Source organism: Rhizobium sp. YJ-22 (genome assembly GCF_029601685.1).
Classification (GTDB): domain Bacteria; phylum Pseudomonadota; class Alphaproteobacteria; order Rhizobiales; family Rhizobiaceae; genus Metarhizobium.
This window is the reverse complement of record NZ_JARRIR010000002.1, coordinates 369,814-391,366: the sequence shown is the minus strand read 5'-3', so window position 1 is coordinate 391,366 and position 21,553 is coordinate 369,814. Positions and strand designations below refer to the sequence as shown.

The window sequence follows — 21,553 nt, the reverse complement described above, 5'->3', positions numbered from 1 at the left end:
TCTAGGCCCTTCTTCCTGCCCCAATTTCTGAATCGGGGATGATCACAATGAATTACACGGTCTCAACGCTGGCTGTCGCCGTCGGGGCATTCTTTGCCCTGCTCGGCGCGGCCTTCGCGCATGACAGTCTTTTTGCTTCCCATATGTGGGTTCTTTTCTTCGTGCTGATGGTCAGCACGGTGGTGATGGTGCGTCGTTTCAGCTTCGCGCCGGCCGGTGCAAGGGCCGCGACGGCGACCCGCGACGGCGAATATTTCGACGAGGTGATCCGCTACGGCGTCATCGCCACGGTGTTCTGGGGGGTCGTCGGCTTCCTGGTCGGCGTGGTCATCGCCGCGCAGCTTGCCTTTCCGGACCTGAATTTCGGGCCTTACCTGAACTTCGGCCGCGTGCGCCCGCTGCACACCTCCGCCGTCATCTTCGCCTTTTGCGGCAATGCGCTGATCGCGACCTCCTTCTATGTCGTGCAGCGCACCTGTCATGCCCGCCTGTTCGGCGGCAGCCTGGCCTGGTTCGTGTTCTGGGGCTACCAGCTCTTCATCGTCATGGCGGCGACCGGCTATCTGCTCGGCATCACGCAGGGGCGCGAATATGCCGAACCGGAATGGTATGTCGACCTGTGGCTGACCATCGTCTGGGTCGCCTATCTCGCCGTGTTCCTCGGCACGCTGCTGCGCCGCAAGGAGCCGCATATCTATGTGGCGAACTGGTTCTACCTGTCGTTCATCGTCACTATCGCCATGCTGCACATCATCAACAACCTGGCGATCCCGGTGTCCTTCCTCGGCTCCAAGAGCTATTCGGCCTTCGCCGGCGTCCAGGATGCGGTGACGCAATGGTGGTACGGCCATAACGCCGTCGCCTTCTTCCTGACCGTGCCCTTCCTCGCCATGATGTATTACTTCGTGCCGAAGCAGGCCAATCGGCCGGTCTATTCCTACCGCCTGTCGATCGTGCATTTCTGGTCGATCATCTTCCTCTACATCTGGGCAGGTCCGCACCATCTGCACTACACGGCCGTGCCGGACTGGGCGCAGACGTTGGGCATGATCTTCTCCATCATGCTGTGGATGCCCTCCTGGGGCGGCATGATCAACGGCCTGATGACGCTGTCGGGTGCCTGGGACAAGGTGCGCACCGATCCGATCATCCGCCTGATGGTCGCGGCCATTGCCTTCTACGGCATGGCGACCTTCGAAGGTCCGATGCTGTCGATCAAGGCCGTCAACTCGCTGTCGCATTACACCGACTGGACCATCGGCCACGTTCACGCCGGCGCGCTTGGCTGGAACGGCATGATCTCCTTCGCCGCCGTCTATTACCTGGCGCCGAAGCTGTGGAACCGCGAACGCCTGTACTCGATCCGCATGGTCAACTGGCATTTCTGGCTCGCCACCCTCGGCATCGTGCTCTACGCCGCCGCCATGTGGGTCGCCGGCATCCAGCAGGGCCTGATGTGGCGCGAATACGATAGCCAGGGCTTCCTGGTCTATTCCTTCGCCGAAACGGTGCTGGCGATGTTCCCCTACTACGTCATCCGCACGACGGGCGGCCTGTTCTACCTCGCCGGTGGTCTGGTGATGGCCTGGAACGTCTATCAGACCGTTCGTGGCCGCCTGCGCATCGAATCCCCGATGGACGGCGGTCAGCCGGTCGCCGGGACCAAGCTGCAGCCCGCCGAATAAGGAGTGTGAACCATGTCTATCCTGAAGAAACACTCCACGCTGGAGAAGAACGCGACGCTGCTTCTGCTCGCCTCGCTGGCCGTGGTCACGGTCGGCGGCATCGTCGAGATCGCGCCGCTCTTCTACCTGCAGAACACCATCGAGAAGGTGGAGGGGATGCGTCCCTATTCGCCGCTGGAACTGGCTGGCCGCAACATCTACATCCGCGAGGGCTGCTATCTCTGCCATAGCCAGATGATCCGGCCGTTCCGTGACGAGGTGGAGCGCTACGGCCATTACAGCCTGGCGGCGGAATCGATGTACGATCACTCCTTCCAGTGGGGTTCGAAGCGAACCGGGCCGGATCTCGCCCGCGTCGGCGACCGCTATTCCAACGAATGGCACGTCCAGCACCTGAGCAACCCGCGCGACGTCGTGCCGGAATCGGTGATGCCGCGCTATGCCTTCCTGAAGGACACGGATCTGAAGATCAACGACGTTGCCATGGACCTGAAGGCCAATGTCGATGTCGGCGTGCCCTATAGCCAGGAGATGATCGACAACGCCGAGGCCGACCTGAAGGCGCAGGCCGATCCCGATGCCGATACCAAGGGTCTGCTCGCCCGCTATCCGAAAGCCAAGGTCGGCGATTTCGACGGTGACGGAAAGCGGCTGACGGAGATGGACGCGCTCGTCGCCTATCTGCAGATGCTCGGCACGCTGGTCGATTTCTCCACCTATGACGACGCATCCGGCTATCGCTGAGGAGAGGAACCCATGGAAACCTACACCGCAATGCGCACCTTCGCCGATAGCTGGGGCTTGGCCGGCATGGTCCTGTTCTTCGTCGGCGTCATCATCTATACCCTGCGGCCCGGCGGCAAGAAAACCGCGCAGGAAGCCGCCTTCATTCCCCTGAAGGAGGACTGATCCCATGGCAGACAAACATGTCGACGATGTCAGCGGCGTCGAAACCACGGGCCATGTCTGGGACGGCATCCGCGAACTCGACACTCCGATGCCGCGCTGGTGGCTGCTCACCTTCTACGCGACCATCGTCTGGGCAGTGATCTATGCCATCGCCTATCCGTCGATCCCGCTGGTGCGGGAAGCGACACGGGGCTGGCTCGGCTATTCCAGCCGCGCCGAACTGACCCATGACGTCGAGAAGGCCAAGGCCGGCCAGACGGTCTATCTCGACAAGATCGCCACCCTGCCGCTCGCCGAGATCGACGCCGATCCGCAATTGCGCCAGTTCGCCATTTCCGGCGGCGCGTCGGCCTTCAAGGTCAACTGTGCTCCCTGCCATGGCTCGGGTGCCGCAGGCGGGCCCGGCTTCCCCAACCTCAATGACGACGACTGGCTGTGGGGCGGCAATCTCGACGCCATCCACCAGACCATCGCCCATGGGGTGCGCTATGATGCCGATCCCGATACGCGCGTCTCGGAAATGCCGGCCTTCCAGGGCGTTCTCGAACCGAAGCAGATCCGGGAAGTCGCGGCCTATGTCGTCAGCCTGACGGCCAAGCCCTCCGACCCTGCGCTCGTCGAGCCGGGCAAGCAGGTGTTCGCCGACAATTGCGCCAGTTGCCACGGCGAAGACGCCAAGGGCAACCGCGACATGGGCGCGCCCGATCTCGCCGACGCCATCTGGCTGAAGGGCTCGGGCGAGGATGCGATCGTGCGCCAGGTTTCGTCGCCGCGTCACGGTGTCATGCCCGCATGGGGCGCCCGCCTCGGCGACACCACGGTCAAGCAGCTCACCATCTTCGTCCATTCGCTGGGCGGCGGCGAATGAGCTTTGTGTCCGGTCGGGCACATTGATGGAAAGGGGGCGCGGCGCGAAAGTGCCGCGCCCTTTGCGTCTGGAATCAGGCGATGACGGTGTTTCGGCCGGTGGATTTGGCGCGGTAGAGATTGCCATCGGCGGCGGCAAGTGCCTGGGAAGGGTCGAAGCCGGCGCGGCAATGGAAGGCGCCGATGCTGGCGCCGAGCGCCACCTGGGCGCCGGCCGGGGTGCGGAAATCCAGGCTGCGCACCGCCTCGCGGATACGATGCGAACGATCCAGCATGTGTTCGGCGGTGACGCTGTGCAGGAAGATGCCGAATTCCTCGCCGCCGAGGCGGCCGACGATGTCGGTGGCGCGGACATGGCCGGTCAGCAATTGCCCGATGGCGCGCAGCGCCTCGTCGCCGGTGGCATGGCCGAAGCGGTCGTTGATCGACTTGAAATGATCGAGGTCGATGAACAGCAGCCCGCCGGAGGCGGCCGCCTCGCTGACCGCCTGCAATTCCTGGGCAAAGGCATGGCGGTTCAAAACGCCGGTCAGGGCGTCCAGTCGGGACTGGCTGTGAAGCTGGCGGTAGGCTTCCGCCAGCTTGTCGTTCGCTGCCATCAATGCGCCATTGGCGCGGCGCAGCCGCTCCGACTGCCAGTAATGCAGGGTGGAGGCCGGCAGCGCCACGGCGATCGGGCAGACGATCGTCATCACGAGGCCCGCGCCCGACACCTCGCCGCCGAGCATCGGCACGAAGGTGAAGGAAATCGCCAGCGATGCGAGCAGCGCCAGGACGGTGACAGCGATCGATTTTGCCAGGATGCGGGACATGACGACGCACGCGGTTGATGGTTCTGCTGACTTATTAGAAACTATGCATTGAAGAAACCTGAATCCGCGTGACGAATTTGCATGAATTTTATGCGCTGCCTGCCAAAGCGGCGCGCCTTTTGTCGCAGCGTGGCGCATGACGATGTTGACTTAAGTCAAGGCAGCGGGCGGCGGCGAGGCGCAAGAAGGCAGAAAGGATGGTGCCGCCATGAATCTCTACACAGCCCCGGGAACCGGCAAGGACGAAAGCAGCGTCGAGCGCCTCGAAGCCGAACCGGTCAACTCCGCGAAGATCCGCAAGCCGCTTTACGAAAAGCGCAAGAAGATCTTTCCCAAGCGTGCCGAAGGGCGCTTTCGCCAGTTCAAATGGCTGGTGATGCTGGTGACGCTGACGATCTATTACGTGACGCCCTGGCTGCGCTGGGATCGCGGGCCTTACGCACCGGATCAGGCGGTGCTGATCGATCTCGCCAATCGTCGTTTCTATTTCTTCTTCATCGAGATCTGGCCGCAGGAGTTCTATTATGTCGCCGGCCTGCTGGTGATGGCGGGATTTGGGCTGTTCCTGGTTACGACCGCCATCGGGCGCGCCTGGTGCGGCTATACCTGTCCGCAGACGGTGTGGGTCGATCTCTTTCTCGTGGTCGAGCGCGCCGTCGAGGGCGACCGCAATGCGCGCATGAAGCTCGATGCCGGGCCGTGGACCTTCGACAAGCTGTGGAAGCGGGTGGTCAAGCATTCGATCTGGCTGGTCATCGGCGTGCTGACCGGCGGCGCCTGGATCTTCTATTTCGCCAATGCGCCGGCGCTGCTGACCGATTTTGTCACGGGACAGGCGGCTTCCGTCGCCTATGCCACGGTCGCGTTGCTGACGGCCACGACCTACATCTTCGGTGGGTTGATGCGCGAGCAGGTTTGCACCTATATGTGCCCCTGGCCGCGCATCCAGGGGGCGATGCTGGACGAGAATTCGCTGGTCGTCACCTATAACGACTGGCGCGGCGAGCCGCGCTCGCGCCATGCCAAGAAGGCGATGGCCGCCGGGCAGCCGGTCGGCGATTGCGTCGACTGCAACGCCTGCGTCGCGGTCTGTCCCATGGGCATCGACATCCGCGACGGCCAGCAACTCGAATGCATCACCTGTGCGCTGTGCATCGATGCCTGCGATGGCGTCATGGACAAGATCGGCAAGGAGCGCGGCCTGATCGCCTATGCGACGCTTGCCGAATACAATGCGAATATGGCACTGGCGACCGACAACGGAACCATCGCCATCGATCCGGCGCGGGTGCATGACAGCGCGGGCAGGCTCAACGACAAGGTGCGACACTTCAACTGGCGCATCATCTACCGTCCGCGTGTGCTCGTCTATTGCGCCGTCTGGCTGGCGATCGGGCTTGCCATGGCCATTCATCTCGCTCAGCGCGAGCGGCTGGAACTGAACGTCCTGCACGACCGCAACCCGCAATTCGTCGTCGAATCCAGCGGCGCCATCCGCAACGGCTATACCATTCGCCTGCTGAACATGATCCCCGAACCCCGGGTGATCTCGCTGTCGCTGCAGGCGCTGCCGGGCGCGACCATGACCGTGCCGACGCTTTCCAAGGATCCCGGCGAGCGCTTCGACATCCCGACGCAGCCCGATCAGGCCACGACGCTGAAAGTCTTCGTCACCCTGCCCAGGGAAGGTGTGGCCGGCGCCGTGACGCCCTTCCGCTTCCTTGCCGAGGACAGGGACGGCAGCGAGCACGCCGTCTACGACGCCTCCTTCAACGCTCCGGAGAAAAAGCAATGACCGCACAGACTTCGCAGCCCCGCTTTACCGGCTACCATATGGCCGCGATCATGGTGTCCTTCTTCGGCGTGGTCATCGCCGTCAATTTCACCATGGCCTGGTACGCCACGTCGAGCTGGAGCGGGCTGGTGGTGGAAAATACCTACGTGGCCAGCCAGCAATTCAACAGCCGGGCGGCGGCGATGCGGGCGATGGCCGCCACCGGCATCCATGGCGAGGTAACGCTTGCACCGCAAACCATCTCCTATACGCTCAAGCAGCGCGACGGCACGCCAGCGATCGCCGACACCGTCACGGCCCATTTCAAGCGTCCGGTCGGCGATCACCAGGATTTTCAGGTGGAACTGGTGAAGGCCGGCGAGGGCAATTTCACGCTCGCCCATGTGGTGCCGGCCGGCGACTGGATCGTCGAGGTCATCTCGAAGCGCAACGGCGAGATCATCATGCATGAGGCCTCGCGCATCTATATGAAGGGGCAGGGCCAATGAGTTGCTGCGTCGATCCAGACAGCGTTATTGCGCTTGCGAAGGATAACAACGCTTCCCGCGACGAACTGCTGCTCGCCAGCCGCCCGCTCGGCGACGGGCTGCTGCAGGTGGATCTGAGCGTCCCCGCCGCCCATTGCGGCGCCTGCATCACCACCATCGAGAGCGCGCTGAAGCGTCTGCCCGTCGTCGAGCAGGCGCGTGTCAACCTGACGTCGCGGCGCGTCTCCTGCGTCTGGCGTGAAACCGTCGACGGCAAGCCGTCGGATCCGACCGTCATCCTCGATGCGCTCACCGGCTGCGGCTATCGCGGCCATCTGTTCACGGCGGCGGCCGAGGAGGACGACAAGGCGCGCACCCGGCTGCTGCAGGCGGTCGGACTTTCCGGCTTCGCCGCCACCAACATCATGCTGCTTTCGGTATCCGTCTGGTCGGGCGCCGATGCCGCCACGCGCGATCTGTTCCACTGGATTTCCGCGGCGATCGCCGCGCCGACGCTCATCTATGCCGGCCGCTTCTTCTACGCTTCCGCCTGGAATGCCCTGAAGCGCGGGCGCACCAACATGGACGTGCCGATCGCGCTGGCAATCACGCTGTCCTATGCCGTTTCGTTGTGGGAAACCATCCATCATGGTGAGCATGCCTGGTTCGACGCCACCGTCACGCTGCTGTTCTTCCTGCTGATCGGCCGCACGCTCGATCACGTCATGCGCAACCGGGCACGCTCGGCCATTACCGGGCTTGCGCGGCTTGTGCCGCGCGGCGCCACCGTGCTGAACGACGATGGCCAGCGCCGCTACATGCCGGTCGAGGAGATCGCCGTCGGCGACCGCATCGCACTCACCGCCGGTGAGCGGGTTCCCGTCGATGCGACGGTGATTTCCGGCGCCAGCGATGTCGACATGTCGATCGTCACAGGAGAAAGCCGGCCGGTGGCGGTCTCGGTCGGTTCGGAACTGAAGTCCGGGGCGATGAACCTCACCGGCTCGCTGACGGTGCGCGCCGTCGCCACGGCGCGCGATTCGCTGCTGTCGGAAATCATCGGCCTGATGGAAGCGGCCGAAGGCGGGCGGGCGCGTTATCGCCGCATCGCCGACCGCGCCGCCAGCTATTATTCGCCGGTGGTGCATCTGCTGGCGCTCATCACCTTCCTTGGCTGGGGGATTTTCGGCGGCGACTGGAAACAGGCGATGCTGATTTCCGTCGCCGTGCTGATCATCACCTGCCCCTGCGCGCTCGGCCTTGCCGTGCCGGTGGTGCAGGTGGTTGCGGCGGGCGAACTGTTCCGGCGCGGCATCATGGTCAAGGACGGCTCCGCCATGGAGCGGCTTGCCGAAATCGACGCCGTCGCCTTCGACAAGACTGGCACGTTGACGCTCGGCCGCCCGCGTCTGGTCGACAGCAGTGGCGAGGCGGGCGACCGGGCGATCGCCGCCGGCATGGCCGCCCATTCGCGCCATCCGCTCTCCATGGCGCTGGCTGGGCAATTCGACGCGCTGCCTGCCGCCCTCGACGGCGTGCGTGAAATTCCCGGCGCCGGCCTGGAGACGGTACGGCCGGACGGCATCTGGCGGCTCGGCAATCCGCGCTTTGCCTTGACGGGTGCGGCGGCGGAAACCGACGAAGCCCGGTCGGCGGTCGTGCTGTCGCTGGACGGCAGGGAACGGGCGCGCTTCCTGTTCGAGGATATGTTGCGGCCCGGCGCCGACGGCGCGGTCGCAGCGCTGCAGCAGCGCGGGTTTTCGGCTTACATGCTTTCCGGCGACGGCCGCGCCGTGGTCGCGGATACTGCCCGGCGGCTCGGCATAGACGGCTGGTTCGCGGCACTGACGCCGAAGGGCAAGGTCGAGGTTTGCGAAGATCTGGCGGCGAAGGGTCACCGTGTGCTGATGGTCGGCGACGGCATCAACGACGCGCCGGCGCTGGCGGCGGCCTATGTCTCGATGGCGCCGGCCAGCGCCGCCGATGTCGGGCGGCAGGCGGCCGATCTGGTCTTCCTGCATGAAAGCCTCGATGCCGTACCCGATGCCATCGACATGTCGCGCAAGGCAGGCCGGCTGATTCGCGAGAACTTCGCGCTTGCCATCGGCTACAATGTCATCGCCGTCCCGATCGCCATCGCCGGCTATGCCACGCCGTTGATCGCGGCGGTGGCGATGTCCACCTCGTCGCTGATCGTGGTCGCCAACGCGTTGCGTCTCGGCCGGATGGCGCGCCGCCGGCCGGCGGCCGATCGGCAGCCGCGCACCGCCATCCTTTCCGAAGCCATGGGAACCGCGCCATGAACCTGCTGATCTATTTTATCCCGATCGCGCTGCTGATGGGCGGCGCCGGGCTTGCCGCGTTTCTCTGGTCCCTGCGCTCCGGCCAGTACGACGACCTGGAAGGGGCGTCGTGGCGTGTGCTGGACGACGACGATTGATCGCAATCGGGGGATTTGTCGGAACGCGCGCAGGGGCGGATGGAGCAGGGAGGGCTCCATCCACCCGCTTCGGTTTTACGGGGGACTTTGTCCCTCACGGACGAGAGGGAGAGGGGGAAAATAAAACCCGGAAAATATCCGGCGCTGCTCAGATGCTGCGCAGCAGCTCCGAATCCTCGATGCGGATGGTGCGGCCCTGCACGGCGATGCCGTGCTCCTTCAGAAGCGCGAAGGCGCGTGACAATCCCTCGGGCGTCAGGCCGAGCTTGGCGGCCAGAAGGCTTTTGCGGAAGGGCAGGCGGAACACGCCCTGACGGCGTTCGGCCTGGGCGGTGCGCAGCAGATAGGCGGCGAGGCGCTGCGGGGCGGTGTGCAGCCGGTCCTCGGCGACACAATTGAGCGTGGCCAGGAGGTTCTGCGACAGCACATGCATGACGGCGTCATCGACGCTTCGATCGTCCTCGGCGAGCTTGCGCACGGCGGCGAGATCGAATTGCGCCAGCACGCAGTTTTCCGCCGCCTCGGCGCCGTAGGGGTAGGTCGGGCCGGCGCGCAGCATGCATTCGCCGAAGACGTCGCCCGGCTCGCAGATGCGCAAGGATGCGATCCGGCCGCTGTCGCAGGTCCGGGTCAACCGCACATAGCCGCGCAGCACGACGCAGAAGAAATGCGCCTGTTCCTGCTGGCGGAAGATCACATCACCTTCGAGATAGGTCTTCAAGAGCGCGCTGCCGGCCAGCGTCGAGGCCGCCTTGCGGCTGAGATGCGAGAATAACGCCGAATGCATCAGCGTCGCGAGATCAGGGTTCATCTTGAGAGCGGTCCGGGTCATGTGAAATATCTATCATGCTCCTCCGAACCCTCTTTGATCTTTGTCAAATGGTCTGCAATGGTGCAACCACAGCGATTTGTCGCATGCGACGATTCGGCCGGGGAACAGGCTATCTCGCGCGTTTCCATTGCGCGCGGATTTGGCTATGTCCTTGTCGACGAAGCGGATTCATTGCCGGGGAGAAAAGACGTGACAGCAGCGGGCAGTGCACAGGAACGATTGCTGGTGGTCGATGACGACCCGCGCATTCGCCAGATGCTCACCCGTTATTTCGAGGGCGAAGGCTATGCCGTGACCGCCGTCGCCGATGGCGTCGCCATGCGCGACGAACTGGCGCGGCAGGATTTTTCAGCCCTGTTCCTCGACCTCGTATTGCCGGGCGGCGAGGACGGGCTGTCGCTCGCCCGCACCGTGCGCTCGCAATCCGATATACCGATCCTGATGCTGACCGGCCGCGACGACGTGGTCGACAAGGTGGTCGGACTGGAAGTCGGCGCCGACGACTACATCGCCAAGCCGTTTCACCTGCGCGAGGTTCTGGCCCGGCTGCGCAGCATCCTGCGCCGGCGCCAGCCGCAGCAGGCGCCGGTGGTCGAGGCACCGCCGGCAAGCGAAGCGCATCCGCCGCTGCGGTTCGACGGCTGGGTGCTGGATGTCGATCGCCGCAAGCTCGTCTGTCCCAAGGGTGAGGAAATCATCCTCACCACGGGCGAATTCGACATGCTGGTGGTGCTGGTGCGCAATGCCGGGCGGGTGATGTCGCGCGAGCGCTTGATGGATCTGACCCGCAACCGCAATCTCGAAGCCTTCGACCGCACCATCGATGCGCAGGTGGCGCGCCTGCGCCGCAAGATCGAGGCCGATTCGGCCGATCCGCAGTTCATCAAGTCCGTGCGCGGCGTCGGCTATATCTTCACCGGCCGGGTGACCTGAGTTCGTTTCACCCTCCCGCCTTGCGCGCGAGAACGTCGAGATAGGCCTGCGTCAGCCGCGCCAGCACCGGGGATTTGCGTGTTCCGTTGGCGCCGCCGATCGGGTCTTCGATATGCAGCACCCGCAGATCGCGCATGAAATCCTCCCAGAGCGCCGGGCCGCCTTCCTCCAGCAATTGCGCGCGAATGCTGAGCTCCTCCGTGACCGGCAGGAAGCGTCGGCCCCAGGCGCCGAGCATGGCCAGCACCGGCACCAGCGCGATCGCCGGTTCGGCGAGGCTGTAGATGGCCTTCTGCGCATGGCTCGGATCGTCCATGCGGGTGATCAGCCCGAGCGCCGTCAGCCGCTTCAGCCGCGAGGCGAGAATATTCGAGGCAATGCCTTCGTGCGAACGCGTCAGCAGGTCACGGAAATGCCGGCGATTGCCGAACATCATGTCGCGGATGACAACCAGGCTCCAGCGGTCGCCCACCACCTCCATCGACAGGTTGATCGGGCAGCCCGACCGTCGCTCGATATCCACGCTCACCTCGTCCTTCGAACCGGTTGCAACATAGGATCGGTTATGGCAGTCTGCAACCAGTTGTAAAATGCAATCGGACTACTTTCGGGAGGAAGCGATGACGAAAGTGCGCGTGGCAGGGTTTTCCATATCGCTTGATGGTTTCGGCGCGGGGCCGGACCAGAGCCTCGAACAGCCCCTGGGCCTGCGCGGCAAGGAACTGCACGAATGGTTCTTCCCGACGCGCAGCTTTCGCACGATGATTGGGCAGGAGGGTGGCACACAGGGCATTGACGAGAGTTTCGCCATTCGCGCGATGGACAATTGCGGAGCTTTCATCCTCGGCCGCAACATGTTCGGCCCGGTGCGCGGCGATTGGCCGGATGAGAGCTGGAAAGGCTGGTGGGGCGACAACCCGCCCTATCATGCGCCGACCTTCATCCTCACCCATTATCCACGCGCGCCGATCGTCATGGAAGGCGGCACCGTCTTCCATTTCGTCACCGAGGGGATCGGTGCGGCGCTGGAGCAGGCGCGGGCGGCGGCCGGCGGACGCGACGTGCGCATCGGCGGCGGCGTCTCGACCGTGCGGCAATATCTGCAGGCTGGCCTGGTCGACGAGATGCATCTCGCGGTTTCGCCCGTCGTGCTGGGACAGGGCGAAAACCTGTTCGCCGGCATAGACCTGCCGGCGCTCGGTTTTCGCGTCACCGAACATGTGTTCGGCGAAGGCGCGACCCATATCGTTCTCAGCCGTTGAGGAAAAGCCGATGCCCTTCAGCCTCTATCTCCACCCGCTGTCATCCTATTGCCAGAAGGCCAAGACCGCCTTCTATGAAAAAGGCCTCGATTTTGAAACACGGATGCTCGACGGCAGCGAGCCGGTCGCCGGCGAATTCGCAAAACTCTCGCCCGTCGGCCGCTTCCCGATCCTCGTCGACGGCGACCGCGTCGTCTTCGAGGCGACCAGCATCATCGATCATATCGACCTGAATCACCCGGAGCCGCGCCTCATCCCCGCCGATGCGCAACTGGCCGTGGAAACACGCATGTGGGACCGCTTCTTCGACAATTACATCAGCACACCGCAGCAAAGGCTGGTCCTTTCCGCCATCGGCCGCGACAGCGCCGGCCTGGATGGCGGCGCGACGCTGCGCGCCGGGCTGGAAACTGCCTATTCTGTGCTGGACGAGCGCATGGCGGGCCGCGAATGGGTGGTCGGCGATCGTTTCAGCCTGGCCGATTGCGCCGCCGCACCCGCCTTACTCTATGCCGACTGGACGCATCCGATTCCGGAGCGCCACCGCCATCTCTGGGTCTACCGCACCCGACTGATTAGCCGCCCAAGCTATGCCCGCGCCCTCGATGAGGCGCGGCCTTACCGCCACCTTTTCCCGCTTGGCGCTCCCACCGACCGCGATTGAGACGGTTTTCCGTCTCCGCCGGCGACGAATCGCCGGCCGGCCATCGCTCAATTGACCCCAAGCTTCTTCAGCAAATCCTTTGCCTGCGCCATGGCCGCTTCCCGCCCGGCATCGTCGAGGAAGCCCGGGCCGCAATAATTACGGAAATTCGCCAGATCGTTCCGCGTCAATCCCGGCCGGCGCGACTTGATGAGCACTATCTGCCAGGCACATCCCCTGACAGGATTGGCCTGGACTGCGGAATCGCAGCCCGTCGTCAGGCAAAACGAAACCTTGCGCTGCCCCCGCGGCTTTCCTGCAATCGCCTCTGCATAATCCCGCAGCAGATCCTGCCGCACAGCATTGCACGACCCCGGATCCTCCGCTGCGCTGCAATCCGTCATGCTCAGATAATCCGCTGCCGGCGGCCATTCGGACGCCTGCACTCCAGCAGGCAGGACAGCCATCACCGCCGCAAAAGCCAATCGCAACATGTCCGACATCCCCTCAAGCCCTCAGACGGCTTCGCCGATCCCCTACCGATAATCACGGAAAGCGGCACGATTTTGAATTGCAGTGCCGAATTGGTTCTTGATGGAACGAAATGGTGGGCCCGGAGGGCCTTGGAAAAACCAGTCTTTCCAGCCTCTTAGGGAAGACGGTTGGACAGAGACCTTTCCATATTGTCGTGTATTGTCGGTATTTGTAGAGTCTACAAAATCACGAAAATCGCTTAAGTAGGAGCGACAGGCCGTCGACCGCCAGCACCTCTTGTTCAGCTTCCCGGCTGTACAATTCGACGTGTTCGAGATCGTCGTGGCCAAGGATGCCTGCGGATTGTTTAGCAGTCGCGCCGCACTCCGACAAGTATTTCCCGAGCGTCTTCCTCAATCCGTGAAAGGTAGCTCCCGGCCCCATGTTGGCCTTCTCGGTCCAGTGCGCCATCATCCCCGTGAGAGATTTCTCGGAGAACGGCTTTTTGTACTCCGTCGACAAGACGGTTTCGCAGTGGCGGGGGAGGTCGACGAGCGCTGCTTCCAGCATCGGTAACTTGTTGCTGTTTTCGCGCCCGTCTCGGATGTAGCGCATTGACATCCCGCGCGGACAAAAAGCAAATGCTACCTCTGGTTTTCGATTGTTGCTTTCGTCCAGGGGCCAAGCATGAACGCTGATGTGATCTCCGATTTCTTAAGGGCATACGCTAGAGAATTCTATTTCTACAAAAACGCCGCGAACTCTTGCGCCACGCTTTGCGAGGAAATTCTGGAGACAGCCGGCATTAGAGCAATTGTATCTCACAGAGCCAAGTCCATCAAAAAGCTTGCCGACAAGATACCCTCCCGCAAGAAAGCAAAACACTACGCAAGTATCGACGATGTTAGGGAAGACATAGTCGACCTAGCCGGTGTGCGAATCGCACTTTACTTTCCTGGTGATGCCAAGAGGGTCAAGGAGCTTTTGTCATCTACATTCGAAGTATTGGCGAGCAAGACGTTCCCGACGACAATCGAGCGACATCCAAGCAACAGGTTCAACGGCTATTACGCGGATCACTATCGTGTTCGTCTCAAATCCGATCAGAAAGTGGGAACCGCACACGACTACGCTCAGGCGTCCATCGAGATCCAGGTAGGGTCAGTTTTGATGCATGCGTGGGCTGAGGTCGAGCATGACCTAATTTATAAACCGCACAGCGGCACGCCGTCGGAGGAGGAGCGGGCCATCTTAGATGAGTTGAACGGCCTCGTACTTTCCGGGGAGATTGCGCTAGAAAGATTGCAGAAAGCGGTACAACGCCGTGTACAAATGCTTGATCAAGAAAGATGGGACAGCAGGTACGACCTGGCTACGTTGATCTACTCTTGGCTTGAGAAAAACGGAAAGACAGACGTCAGTCTGGGCCGTATCGACAACCTTGATCGGCTTCTACGAATGGCCGGCATAGCCTCTGCGACTGAACTAAGAGCGGAACTCGACAAACTTACTTTGGTCAACAAAGAGCCGTTGGCCCTCCAACTTATAGCGTCACTGTTGCGTCGACACCCAGCCATATACCTCAAATTTCTTAAGCCCGACTGGGGTACGAGGGAGGCCCACCGCGACTTCGACCAAGCGCTTAAGCAGATAGTTCGGGCTTACCTCATTATGACTCATGTCGCTGCGCGGTGGTACGAGCCGGACAGCGAGAATAACATTAGAGACGACAATTTGCCTTTTCACATCAACTTTATAAGGGCGGTTGGACGTGCAAACTCGGTTCTTATCGCGAGAGCGCCAATCGGTCCGATTGATGATTTTCCGTTGGGTGTTGTCTGTCACCGGTATCCGGAATTCTTGTCATTTCCTGTCATTGCCCGTCATTCCGAGGCAAAAGCCTTATGGAACAAGTCATTAGCCTGACATCGGGAGGTGATGGGCCAAGGATGATTTTGACAGATCGGCGGAGCAAATCGGTGCGCCTGGCGGTGGATTATAGTCGGTGGGGGCGAGGCTTCAAGATGGGGCTCAGAAATCCTCGGAATGCCTTTAAGGCGACTTCAAGCCATTGAAAAATATAGGCACCAGTTTCTTCAGGGAAGTTTGGGAATCCACGATTTTTTCAGCCGGTTCTGACCGAAATTCCAATTGAGAAAAGTCCGAAATGGACCTATTTCGCCGGAAATTGAAAAAAGCACGCGAAAACAGATAATTACGCCTACCGTGCCCTCCTGTGAGAAAAGTCCGGCTATTTCCTTTCAGGGCGCTCGACGAGGCTTTTGCGCCAGTCGCCGGTGAAGCCGAAATCGGGAGCCTCGATCTGTTCGGCAAACCAGAAATCGGTGAAGGCGGCGATGTCTGGAGCGCCGTACCAGTATGCTTTTCGGTCGGCATCCATTGCCCACCAGCGCGCGCCCTTTGGCGCTTTCTTCCAGTCAACCACCGGCATGGCGATTTCCTCCGGTTTTCCCATCTATCCTTACCGAAACCTTAACCCTTAACCATTCGCAACTCATTGGGGATCAGGCGCTATTGCCTCGCGCCCCTATGGGTTGTCATTCCGATCTTGTGCTACACGTACAATCATGAGGCCGAGCGTTTGGTGGTGCCCGGATTGGCAGAGGTTCGGGAGATTTCTTTCCTCAAATTGTAAATGAGTTGTGCGAGGGCTAACTGGACCTCCTCTTCATCATCGAGGTCTTTAACCTGATGAGTTAATGCAGCAAAAAGGTCCATTGCCACCATTGCCATTGCATCCTCTTGAACGAATTTTTCGCTAGTTACGAATGCCTCGCGAACGTGTCGGTAGATGCGCCGTCTCAAAACTAGAGTGGGATTATCAATACCAAGAGTAGAGGTGTCCGTAGGCGGAAACTCTATTCTGCGCTTCTCACCTGTATCGCCAATTTTGCCGAACATTTCTCCCTCGCCTGTTATCAACCATTCAAGATTTACATCAAATTCTCTGTGGTAGGCGGCTAGGACATTTGCGTCCGGCACATTGTCACCTCGCTCGTAATTCGCGATGGCTGCGGCGCTTACGGAAACGAACCTCGCGGCAAGTTCTTCGCGGTCCAAGCCGAATTCCTCGCGAATATCGGCGAGCCGGCGGCCGAGTGGCGTTTTGTACACGGGTTTTCGAGCCATTCTCAAAAACATAAAATTCGGGCTTTTAAAATCCGAAATTTATGTTTATCCTCCTTCTATAAACATAGACCAAATCACACATGAAAAAGGAGGCCGGCCAGGGCCTCCCTCATCACAATAAGGGAATACCATGCACCATGACCGCATAGCGGACAAGGCGGCGAAGCTGCGCCTTGATGAGATGAACCGCGTCAAGCGCCTGCTCTCCGAGGCCGGCCTGACGCTGATCGGAATTGACGCGGATTACGGCCTTGCAAAGGGCACCTGCGGCAACGCGCTTCAGCAGGCCAATCTGGCTGGCGAGCGCGCTATCGCGGCGGCCCTGCGCCGGCGTCCCGAGCATCTGTGGCGCACGCGCTATCATGGCGACGGGACGCGGAAGAGCCCGCAGCCCAAGGAAAACTATGTTCGCCCGCCGAATATGCGCCAGCGCCGGGCCAAGCATAAAAGCGCCGTTGCATCGAGCGGGGTGGCGGCGTGACCTATTCGTTTTCGGCAGGACTTCTTGACGCATTGATTGATGCCGTCGAACGCAGGCGCGTCGAACGGCAAGAAGCCCTGGATCAAGAGTTTACTGAGGCATTCCGATCTGCGTTAGCCAAGGCTGGTCGGGGCGTAAAGGGTTCGTGCCTCGACAAGGAGGCGGCGAAGATACATGCCTCCACCCGCCGCGCCCATCTGAAGCAAGCACGGCAATCGGCCGAAGAAAAACGAAGCCTGACTGCTGACGATCTGTATGCTCTTTACGCCAAGGGGGCGCTTACTCCTCGTCGTCAGGATATTCCTCGACGATGCGTTCTGCCTCAAGGGGGCTTTCCCCTGGACGTCCCGCCGCAAGCCACGCGTGTTGCTGGGTGCGAAGCTGATCCAGCGCAGGCTCCAACGTCAATCGTCGGCTCCATGCGTCGATGGTTATCTGCGCTGCTGCGACGTGGTGACCGCTGATGTCGCCATCCTCTTCTCCGATTTTGTCAGCCATTTCAGCCCGACATTCCGCCCTCAATAGAGCGCCAGCGATATCCTCGTTGTTGAGAAGGTTTCTCTGCTTCAGCGCGTCTGCAAGCTCAGACAGGAGCATGCCGAGAACATTGGCGTCCGCCATCGCGAAGTTCGCCGTACGTTCGATCTGCGTTTCCTCTTCCATTTCCGAATCCCTCCATTCGTTCGTTGCGGGCACACCCTCCCGCATTTCGAGGCCATCGCCAATGACGAAAAAGCGCTCCGAAATAGACATCGTTCCGATGGTCCCGGCGCTCCGCCGAGCCGGCCTCGCGGTGGAAATGCTGCTGGTGACGTGTACCGCGTGCGCCGGCATCCTCGCGGCGACCGTCGCGCTCGTATCCAGCGTCTGGTGACCGATGTTGAACGTTTACGATCAGAAGCAGGTTTATGAAGCCACCATCCATGCCTGCCTTTGCGCCGTGCGGGAAGGGTTTCCGCATCTCTCGATCCGCGACATCGTCGATCCACCACACGAGTGGTTCGATGCCGCGCTTGCCCGGCAGGTTGTCATGCATCTGGTGGTGCGTGAATTCGGCTGGCCGAAACGCCGTGTCGTCGAGATGGAGGATCGCTCCCGTGAGGCAATCAACCGGGGCCTGCGGACGATCGACGCCCGCATAGCTCATGACCCCTTCGCCATTCATTACCAATCCATGGCCGAACGCGCACGGACGCTCCTGTTTCTCAGGACATCCGACGGCGAAGCGCCGTATTTTGATGAGGTTGCTTGATGGCAACGCTGAAATCCATTCCGATTGCTTCCATTTTCGTCGGCGAACGCGCCCGGCCGGTCGATGAAGAACACGCGCTGGCGATTGCCGCGTCGATGGCCGAGCGCGGCCTGATCAATCCGATCACGGTGCGGCCGACGCCGGCAGCAAAGGGCGGCAAGACGCCCTGGTCGCTGGTCGCTGGCGCACACCGGTTGCGTGGTGGCGAACTGAACGAGTGGACGGAGATCGACGCTCTAATCGTCTCTACCGATGTTGCCGAGGCGCAGCTTATCGAGATCTCCGAAAACCTGTTTCGTAACGAGCTTTCGCAGCTCGATCGCGGAATGTTCGTGGTCAAATTTCGGGAAATTGCCGAAGAGAAACACGGAAAAATCGTGCGAGGCGGTAACAGGAAATCAAAGGACCACGATGGACCTTTGATGTTTGCACCCGGCAGAGAGCTTTCCGAGCGGGTCCAAGAACGGCTTGGCATCGGCGCGACGACATATAAGCGTCTTTCGACGATTGGCCTGAAGCTACATCCCGGCCTTCGCGCGGCCCTCCGTGGAACTCCGGCTGAAGACGATCAGAAGCTACTCTTGAAGCTGGCTGGAATGCCGGAGACAGAGCAGGCCGGGCTTGTCGGCGGGCTGAAGGTCGAACCGGATATCTACCGCGTGCTTGACGCGATGAAGCCAGAGAAACCGAAGAAGCCCGTCAGCCTGTTGACTAAGCTGATTTCTGTTTGGGACGAGGCCGACGAAGAGACCAGGAGCGAATTCCTTGTTCATATCGGTGTCGATCCGCTCGAAGGGCTTGGCGACCTGATGGAAAGCATCAAGCGTGAGGCGGCGGCATGAAGCCCGATCCCTCCCAACTCGACATGTTCGGCGAGCCGGTATTTCCGGTTCGCGCGCCGGCCACTCAGATCGATATCGACCGCTATCGCGCCAAGCTGAAGGCGGCGATGAGCCGCGCCATTCGCGAAAGCCAGTACGACCGCCCAACGATTGCCACCCGCATGGCCCGGTATCTCGGCCTACCATCGATCAGCAAAGCGTCGATCGATGCCTATACCGCCGAGAGCAAGACCGGCCACGATATCACCATGCCGCGCTTCTGCGCCCTGGTCTATGCGACCGGCGCTATGTGGCTTTGGGACGAAGCCGCATCCGTCCAGGGCGTAACCGTCCTGATTGGCGAGGAGGCCGTGCTTGCCGAGATCGCCCTGCGCGAGCAGGAGCGGCGGCGGATCACAGCCGAGCTGAAGATGCTGCGCGCCCGGCCGATCTCGATCACGTCGCGGGGGAAGCGGTGATGCAGAAGGTTTCCATCGCCAGCCAGATCGCCGCTGTCGATCAGTTCCTGCAACGGAATTGCACGATCTACACCGGAGCCAAGGGCGACCTGCACCGCGAGCACATGCGCGCGGCGGCGCAGACCCTGCGCTGGATACAGCAGAACGAAGCGGCCTTCCGCGAATTCTCGGCATCCCGAAAGGCAGGGGCGAGATGAAGGAATGGTTTTCCGTCCAGGAGCTTTTGGACCTACGGCTGCCGGGTCTTCCGGCGAGCTTGACCGCGATGAAGCGCCTTGTGGAAGAGGCCGGCTGGAAAAATGATCTGGAGCGCGCGCGGCAGTTCGACGGCAAGACCAAGCCAGTCTGGCGTTTCCATAGGTCTGCTTTGCCTCACAGCGCCCAGGTTAGACTGGCTGTGATCGTTGGCGCAGACGAAGCCCGCCAGGAGACCCGCGAAAAGCGCAAGCGCCTCTATTGGGTCCAATGGGAAGCGATGACGGACGATCAGCGTGCCGTCTGCCACGCCCGCCACAACGTCTTGGTGGCAGTGGAGACTGCGCTGTTGGAGCGCCAAGCCTCGGATACGCCGGAAGACACGAAGTCGGTGCTGGCGAGGGTGCTGGGTGCGCATAAGACACCGGTTTCCACCTACTACGAATGGCGGAAGCTGGTCAGCGACGTGGATCAGGAAGACTGGTTGCCGGCGCTTGCCCCGAAGTATGTCGAGGACGGCGTTGTTCGTGATCGCGCCGAGTGCCATCCAGACGCCTGGGCGGCCTTGAAGTCGGATTATCTCCGGCCGGAAGCCCCGCGCTTTTCGGCCTGCTATCGACGTGTTACCGAAGCGGCCAAGAAGAAGGGATGGGCTCCGATCCCTTCGGAGCGGTCGCTGCGCCGCCGCCTCGATGCCGAGGTCGAGAAGTCGGTGCAGGTCTATACCCGCGAGGGGAAGAAGAAGGCCGAGCAACTTTATCCGCCGCAGGTCCGCACCAAGGATCACCTGCATGCGATGGAAATCGCCAATACCGACGGTCACCAGCTCGACCTGTTCGTATGGGCACCCTGGAACAAGAAAAGCCCGGTGCGTGTGATCCTGCTCGGCATCCAGGACATCTATTCGGGCAAGGTCTTGTCCTGGCGGCTCGCCAGCGCCGAGACATGGGACGTTGTTCGCGCCTGCATCGGCGATATGATCGAGGATTTCGGGATCCCCGAGCATTTCTACATGGACAACGGCCGCGCCTTTGCCAGCAAGGCGATTTCGGGTGGCGCGGCGCACCGCAACCTGTTCCGCAAGAAGGCCAGCACGAAGGCAAACCGCTTCGGCATCGACGAAGAGGAGATGTCCGGCATCCTGAAGAATTTCGGCATCGAGCCGCATTTCACCAAGGTCTATCACGGGCAGTCGAAGCCTATCGAGCGCGCATGGCGCGATCTGGCCGAGGAAATCTCCAAGCACCCCGCCATGTCTGGCTGCTATACCGGCCCGAATACCAATGCCAAGCCGGAAAACTATCGCAGCCGGGCGATCCCTCTCGATGTTCTGCAGGCCCACGTCGCCGAGCGGATCGCGGAGCACAATGCCCGCACCGGTCGCAAGTCGCACACGGCGAAAGGCCGCAGCTTCGATGCGACCTTTGAGGAAAGCATGGCTCATCCCGGCACGATTGTTCGCCGCGCCACCGAAGCGCAGCGCGATTTCTGGATGCTGGCCGAGAAGGTGGTTCAGGTTCGCAAGAACCGTGGCGAAATCCACTACCTGAAGAACATCTATTGGTCGAACGACCTGACCGCCTGGTCGGGCAAGAAGGTCAAAATCCGTTTCGATCCGGACCGACTGCATGATCCCATCAAGGTCTACGAGCCGAACGGCCGCCTGATCTGCGCTGCGCCTTGCACGGAGAAGGGCCGTTTCAACGATGTCGAGGCGGCGCATATCCACAACCGCAATCGCAGAACCTTCGTGAAGCTCCAGAAGGCTCAGGCGGACATGCATCGCATCCTTTCCGCCGACGAATTGGCCGATCTCTACAGCGCCAGCGAACCGGATGCGCCCAAGAAGCCGATCCGCCCCGCCGTCACCCGCATTGTCGCCGGCAATCTTGCCGTGGAGGCCGATACCGACGTGATGACGGACGAAGAATTCGAGGCCGGGATTTCCCGCAGCCTTTCCCAGCTATCGGGCGTCAGCTCGATCATCCCATTCCCGAAAGGGAATACCGGCCGAGCAGGTATTGCGTCCGGCCGGACCAAACGAGCCGAGAAGTAG

General features: G+C 61.6%; 25 protein-coding genes and 1 pseudogene. 18 read left to right on the top strand and 8 right to left on the bottom strand.

The window, feature by feature from the left end; genetic code table 11:
* The first annotated feature begins 47 nt into the window (after positions 1-47).
* The 4 genes from ccoN to ccoP are packed head-to-tail and all read left to right on the top strand — an operon-like array spanning position 48 to position 3,462.
* Positions 48-1,685, top strand: a complete 1,638-nt coding sequence (gene ccoN / locus P7F60_RS06520; RefSeq protein WP_277916905.1) for a cytochrome-c oxidase, cbb3-type subunit I — start codon at positions 48-50, stop codon at positions 1,683-1,685.
* A 12-nt stretch (positions 1,686-1,697) separates the two neighbouring features.
* Entirely contained in the window at positions 1,698-2,429 is a 732-nt protein-coding gene (ccoO, locus tag P7F60_RS06515) for a cytochrome-c oxidase, cbb3-type subunit II (protein ID WP_277916904.1), read from the top strand.
* Between the two features lie 12 nt (positions 2,430-2,441).
* The gene (locus P7F60_RS06510; protein WP_277916903.1) at positions 2,442-2,594 is read left to right on the top strand and encodes a cbb3-type cytochrome c oxidase subunit 3; all 153 of its coding nucleotides are present in this window, start codon (positions 2,442-2,444) and stop codon (positions 2,592-2,594) included.
* Between the two features lie 4 nt (positions 2,595-2,598).
* Positions 2,599-3,462 carry a cytochrome-c oxidase, cbb3-type subunit III gene (gene ccoP, locus P7F60_RS06505; RefSeq protein WP_277916902.1) on the top strand — a complete coding sequence of 288 codons (864 nt, stop codon included), beginning with the start codon at positions 2,599-2,601 and terminating at the stop codon, positions 3,460-3,462.
* 73 nt (positions 3,463-3,535) lie between these two features.
* Here ccoP and P7F60_RS06500 read toward each other — a convergent pair whose 3' ends face one another.
* Positions 3,536-4,273, bottom strand: coding sequence for a GGDEF domain-containing protein (locus tag P7F60_RS06500; protein WP_277916901.1), 738 nt, complete (start codon positions 4,271-4,273; stop codon positions 3,536-3,538).
* Positions 4,274-4,481: 208 nt separating this feature from the next.
* Between P7F60_RS06500 and ccoG the strand changes: the two genes are divergently transcribed.
* The 4 genes from ccoG to ccoS are packed head-to-tail and all read left to right on the top strand — an operon-like array spanning position 4,482 to position 8,975.
* A complete protein-coding gene (gene ccoG, locus P7F60_RS06495; protein ID WP_277916900.1) occupies positions 4,482-6,068 on the top strand; it encodes a cytochrome c oxidase accessory protein CcoG in 1,587 nt (528 codons plus the stop codon).
* Positions 6,065-6,556 (top strand): FixH family protein, encoded by a 492-nt coding sequence (locus P7F60_RS06490; protein WP_277916899.1) that lies wholly within the window; start codon positions 6,065-6,067, stop codon positions 6,554-6,556. Before ccoG ends, P7F60_RS06490 begins: the two co-directional genes overlap by 4 nt.
* Positions 6,553-8,838: a cation-translocating P-type ATPase gene (locus tag P7F60_RS06485; RefSeq protein ID WP_277916898.1), complete on the top strand. Its 2,286-nt coding sequence runs from the start codon at positions 6,553-6,555 to the stop codon at positions 8,836-8,838. Before P7F60_RS06490 ends, P7F60_RS06485 begins: the two co-directional genes overlap by 4 nt.
* Complete coding sequence (ccoS, locus tag P7F60_RS06480; protein ID WP_277916897.1) at positions 8,835-8,975, top strand: cbb3-type cytochrome oxidase assembly protein CcoS; 141 nt, start codon at positions 8,835-8,837, stop codon at positions 8,973-8,975. Before P7F60_RS06485 ends, ccoS begins: the two co-directional genes overlap by 4 nt.
* Before the next feature lie 148 nt (positions 8,976-9,123).
* Here ccoS and P7F60_RS06475 read toward each other — a convergent pair whose 3' ends face one another.
* Positions 9,124-9,807 (bottom strand): Crp/Fnr family transcriptional regulator, encoded by a 684-nt coding sequence (locus P7F60_RS06475; RefSeq protein WP_277916896.1) that lies wholly within the window; start codon positions 9,805-9,807, stop codon positions 9,124-9,126.
* 189 nt (positions 9,808-9,996) lie between these two features.
* Between P7F60_RS06475 and P7F60_RS06470 the strand changes: the two genes are divergently transcribed.
* Positions 9,997-10,740, top strand: a complete 744-nt coding sequence (locus P7F60_RS06470) for a response regulator (protein ID WP_277916895.1) — start codon at positions 9,997-9,999, stop codon at positions 10,738-10,740.
* Positions 10,741-10,747: 7 nt separating this feature from the next.
* Here the strand turns inward: P7F60_RS06470 and P7F60_RS06465 are convergent, their stop codons facing one another.
* Positions 10,748-11,263 carry a helix-turn-helix domain-containing protein gene (locus tag P7F60_RS06465; RefSeq protein WP_277917190.1) on the bottom strand — a complete coding sequence of 172 codons (516 nt, stop codon included), beginning with the start codon at positions 11,261-11,263 and terminating at the stop codon, positions 10,748-10,750.
* Between the two features lie 97 nt (positions 11,264-11,360).
* On the opposite strand from P7F60_RS06465, the gene P7F60_RS06460 reads away from it, so the two are divergent.
* On the top strand, positions 11,361-12,002 hold the full coding sequence (locus tag P7F60_RS06460) for a dihydrofolate reductase family protein (protein WP_277916894.1): 642 nt from the start codon (positions 11,361-11,363) through the stop codon (positions 12,000-12,002).
* Between the two features lie 10 nt (positions 12,003-12,012).
* The gene (locus tag P7F60_RS06455; protein WP_277916893.1) at positions 12,013-12,666 is read left to right on the top strand and encodes a glutathione S-transferase family protein; all 654 of its coding nucleotides are present in this window, start codon (positions 12,013-12,015) and stop codon (positions 12,664-12,666) included.
* Positions 12,667-12,713: 47 nt separating this feature from the next.
* On the opposite strand, the gene P7F60_RS06450 is transcribed toward P7F60_RS06455, so the two are convergent.
* Positions 12,714-13,148 carry a hypothetical protein gene (locus P7F60_RS06450; protein ID WP_277916892.1) on the bottom strand — a complete coding sequence of 145 codons (435 nt, stop codon included), beginning with the start codon at positions 13,146-13,148 and terminating at the stop codon, positions 12,714-12,716.
* A 217-nt stretch (positions 13,149-13,365) separates the two neighbouring features.
* Positions 13,366-13,662, bottom strand: a pseudogene (locus P7F60_RS06445) (tyrosine-type recombinase/integrase); the annotation flags it as partial.
* A gap of 144 nt (positions 13,663-13,806) precedes the next feature.
* Between P7F60_RS06445 and P7F60_RS06440 the strand changes: the two are divergent.
* Positions 13,807-15,045 (top strand): RelA/SpoT domain-containing protein, encoded by a 1,239-nt coding sequence (locus P7F60_RS06440; RefSeq protein WP_277916890.1) that lies wholly within the window; start codon positions 13,807-13,809, stop codon positions 15,043-15,045.
* A 325-nt stretch (positions 15,046-15,370) separates the two neighbouring features.
* On the opposite strand, the gene P7F60_RS06435 is transcribed toward P7F60_RS06440, so the two are convergent.
* A complete protein-coding gene (locus tag P7F60_RS06435) occupies positions 15,371-15,571 on the bottom strand; it encodes a hypothetical protein (RefSeq protein WP_277916889.1) in 201 nt (66 codons plus the stop codon).
* Positions 15,572-15,705: 134 nt separating this feature from the next.
* Complete coding sequence (locus P7F60_RS06430) at positions 15,706-16,269, bottom strand: helix-turn-helix transcriptional regulator (RefSeq protein WP_277916888.1); 564 nt, start codon at positions 16,267-16,269, stop codon at positions 15,706-15,708.
* Between the two features lie 130 nt (positions 16,270-16,399).
* Here P7F60_RS06430 and P7F60_RS06425 point away from each other — a divergent pair, with 130 nt between their 5' ends.
* Positions 16,400-16,750, top strand: a complete 351-nt coding sequence (locus tag P7F60_RS06425; protein ID WP_277916887.1) for a helix-turn-helix domain-containing protein — start codon at positions 16,400-16,402, stop codon at positions 16,748-16,750.
* A gap of 279 nt (positions 16,751-17,029) precedes the next feature.
* Here the strand turns inward: P7F60_RS06425 and P7F60_RS06420 are convergent, their stop codons facing one another.
* Positions 17,030-17,503, bottom strand: a complete 474-nt coding sequence (locus P7F60_RS06420; RefSeq protein WP_277916886.1) for a hypothetical protein — start codon at positions 17,501-17,503, stop codon at positions 17,030-17,032.
* 124 nt (positions 17,504-17,627) lie between these two features.
* Here P7F60_RS06420 and P7F60_RS06415 point away from each other — a divergent pair, with 124 nt between their 5' ends.
* Genes P7F60_RS06415 through P7F60_RS06395 form a run of 5 tightly spaced genes read left to right on the top strand, consistent with a single transcriptional unit; the run spans position 17,628 to position 21,553 of the window.
* Positions 17,628-18,002 (top strand): hypothetical protein, encoded by a 375-nt coding sequence (locus P7F60_RS06415; RefSeq protein WP_277916885.1) that lies wholly within the window; start codon positions 17,628-17,630, stop codon positions 18,000-18,002.
* Positions 18,002-18,844, top strand: coding sequence for a ParB N-terminal domain-containing protein (locus tag P7F60_RS06410; protein ID WP_277916884.1), 843 nt, complete (start codon positions 18,002-18,004; stop codon positions 18,842-18,844). The genes P7F60_RS06415 and P7F60_RS06410 overlap by 1 nt, the downstream gene beginning before the upstream one ends.
* Positions 18,841-19,302, top strand: coding sequence for a hypothetical protein (locus tag P7F60_RS06405; RefSeq protein WP_277916883.1), 462 nt, complete (start codon positions 18,841-18,843; stop codon positions 19,300-19,302). The genes P7F60_RS06410 and P7F60_RS06405 overlap by 4 nt, the downstream gene beginning before the upstream one ends.
* The gene (locus tag P7F60_RS06400) at positions 19,302-19,499 is read left to right on the top strand and encodes a hypothetical protein (protein WP_277916882.1); all 198 of its coding nucleotides are present in this window, start codon (positions 19,302-19,304) and stop codon (positions 19,497-19,499) included. The genes P7F60_RS06405 and P7F60_RS06400 overlap by 1 nt, the downstream gene beginning before the upstream one ends.
* On the top strand, positions 19,496-21,553 hold the full coding sequence (locus P7F60_RS06395; protein ID WP_277916881.1) for a transposase domain-containing protein: 2,058 nt from the start codon (positions 19,496-19,498) through the stop codon (positions 21,551-21,553). Before P7F60_RS06400 ends, P7F60_RS06395 begins: the two co-directional genes overlap by 4 nt.